Source organism: Vibrio genomosp. F6 (assembly GCF_005146325.1).
In the GTDB taxonomy this organism is placed as follows: domain Bacteria; phylum Pseudomonadota; class Gammaproteobacteria; order Enterobacterales; family Vibrionaceae; genus Vibrio; species Vibrio cortegadensis.
This window is the reverse complement of sequence record NZ_SYUT01000007.1, coordinates 1-2,446: the sequence shown is the minus strand read 5'-3', so window position 1 is coordinate 2,446 and position 2,446 is coordinate 1. Positions and strand designations below refer to the sequence as shown.

Genomic DNA, 2,446 nt, shown 5'->3' with positions numbered 1-2,446 from the left:
CCTTAATTGGGCGTTATAAGCTTTCGAGGAAAACTATGGAAATCATCATCAAACAAGCCATTGAATTGCGCAAAGAAGCTCGATATCAAGAGTCTAGAGCTTTGCTTTCAACGTTATTGAACGATGAAAACTATGTAGCTAAGGCTCACCTGCAAATTGCGTGGTCATATGATAATGAAGGTAAAGAGCAAGAAGCAGTTGGTCATTATCTGTCATCTCTGTCGGGTTTACTATCGTCAGTAGAACGGTTCGATGCTTTATTCGGCTTGGCGAGCACCTATCGAAGTCTTGGTAACTACTCAGATGCGCTTACGTATTTCGAGCAAACTCTGAACGAGTACCCTGATTCTATGGAGGTTCAGCCTTTCTATGCAATGTGCCTCTACAACCTAGGGCGTCATAAAGAAGCGACGTCTTTGCTTCTTGAGTTGCTAGTTTCAACCACTAGTAGTGACGCAATAATAGAGTATAAACGCGCTATTTCTTTGTATGCCGAGGATTTAGATAGAACGTGGTAAACGAAACACGCTTATAACAAACAATTTAAGAGTGACTCCCAACGCTTGCCGATTTCACTCTGATTTGAATTTAGTGTTTACGGTGCAATGGTTTAGCTTGGGTGTTATAGCGTTGTCGCACCTTAATTGGGCGTTAGTGCGCAGGGCACATTACTCCTAGACATCGATAAATGAACATTCTAAATTAGAATCTCTAATATCAATGAAATCAAAAGGAAGTGTATGTTTAGTCATATGATGCTTGGCACGAATGATGTAGCTCGTTCAAAGAAATTCTACGATGCCATTATGAAAGTACTCGGTTATAGCGAAGGTATAATCGATGAAAAAGGTCGCTGCATGTATTTTAGCCCATCTGGTGTACTTGGTTTAACTAAACCCATTGATGGGGAAGTGGCAAGTCATGGCAACGGGATGACAGTAGGTTTTTTAGCAGACAGCCCTGAAATCATCAATGAATGGCATCGAATTGGAATAGAAAGTGGTGGTATCGCAATAGAAGAGCCTCCAGGTGTTCGTGGTTCCGGCTCGCGTCGATTGTATTTAGCTTACTTACGTGATCCTGATGGGAATAAAATTTGTACGACTCATTTTCTGCCAAGTGAAAGTGCGCTCTAACAAACAATTTAAGAGTGACTCCTAACGCTTGCCGATTTTACTCCGATTTGAATTTAGTGTTTACGGATCAATGGTTTAGCTTAGGTGTCATAGCGTTGTCGCACCTTAATTGGGCGTTATGCTTACTTGTGGTATGTCATGCTATATAGTTACATTTGGTGTTTTATACGATAAAATGAAGTTGAATTATCTAAATGGTACCTATGATGAAAAAAATAATATTCCCTGTTGTTGTCTTATCTTTAAGCGGATGTGCAACCTCAGATTTAACGTATACCCCTCCTGTACAAAAAAAAGTTGAAAATAATATTCTCCTTGAAGAGGATTTTGATGTTGTATGGAATAGATTAGTAAAGAATCTCGCATCAGATTTCTTTGTTATTAATAACATTGAAAAGTCATCGCGTATCATAAATGTATCTTTTTCGACAAATAACGCATCTCAGTACGTAGACTGCGGTACTTCTGTTCGTAATTTTTCTAATGCTCGCGGTAAGCATACTTATGAGTACAATCCAGCTGATAGCGCAAGATATACGTTTACCAATGACAACGGACACGCGTTTAACGCAGTTAGAGGCTCTAAGCTCTCAGGGAGAACCAATATATACCTTGCTCCAACTGAAAGTGGCACTGAACTTAGTGTTAATACAAAGTATGTTGTGGACATAAATGTTAAATATTTTAATCTAAATAACCAGCCAGCTGGTAGCGATCAATTTAGCTTAGACTTTTCTACAAAAACACCTTATGAAAGTGTTGATGCTGTGAAATGTTTTGCTATCGGAAATTTAGAGCAAAAGGTTATTGAATACGCAATGTAAGGTAGTGAGTGCAGTTTTTGTCAACATAAGCATAACAAAGCATTTAAGAGGGATTCTCAACGCTTGGCATTTTTGCTTCTACTTCAAATTTAGTGTTTACGGTACAATGCTTTAGGGTGGGTGGCGGCGTTGTTCACCCCTTAATGCGGCGTTATATTGCATAAGATTCAAAGGGTTAAATTATCCGTTTATCTTTGTTCTGCGTTCGAGCTACACACCTGCTCTTTTCGTGAAAATTGCCATCAAAATGACCATCGCACGTAGAATGTTTATCGGTTAATTAGGAGCAACGTCACGCAAGTCTCCTCGTTAGTAAGTTTTGCTGGCTCAAGTTCATTTTGCGCGGCTTCTTTTTTGTGGGGACTTCATTGAAAGTTGTGGCGTCAGCGCATTTTGCTGTCAGGTTTCTCGTTCGAATTCTTTGTCATTCTGGCTAACTGAACCATTCAAATTTTGCCTAATTTCGTTTCTTAGCCAAGTGCGTTT

3 protein-coding genes are annotated in these 2,446 nt (G+C 39.5%); all 3 read left to right on the top strand.

Going from position 1 to position 2,446, the window contains the following annotated elements:
* Positions 1–35 precede the first annotated feature (35 nt).
* On the top strand, positions 36–518 hold the full coding sequence (locus FCV43_RS00235; protein WP_136993682.1) for a tetratricopeptide repeat protein: 483 nt from the start codon (positions 36–38) through the stop codon (positions 516–518).
* Positions 519–740: 222 nt separating this feature from the next.
* Positions 741–1,136 carry a VOC family protein gene (locus FCV43_RS00230; RefSeq protein WP_136993681.1) on the top strand — a complete coding sequence of 132 codons (396 nt, stop codon included), beginning with the start codon at positions 741–743 and terminating at the stop codon, positions 1,134–1,136.
* 203 nt (positions 1,137–1,339) lie between these two features.
* On the top strand, positions 1,340–1,960 hold the full coding sequence (locus FCV43_RS00225; RefSeq protein WP_170961572.1) for a hypothetical protein: 621 nt from the start codon (positions 1,340–1,342) through the stop codon (positions 1,958–1,960).
* Positions 1,961–2,446 lie beyond the last annotated feature (486 nt).

Excerpts from the sequence above, each read along its gene's own strand:
- FCV43_RS00225 (WP_170961572.1), top strand. The coding sequence starts at position 1,340 with ATGATGAAAAAAATAATATTCCCTGTTGTTGTCTTATCTTTAAGCGGA.
- FCV43_RS00235 (WP_136993682.1), top strand. The coding sequence starts at position 36 with ATGGAAATCATCATCAAACAAGCCATTGAATTGCGCAAAGAAGCTCGA.
- FCV43_RS00230 (WP_136993681.1), top strand. The coding sequence starts at position 741 with ATGTTTAGTCATATGATGCTTGGCACGAATGATGTAGCTCGTTCAAAG.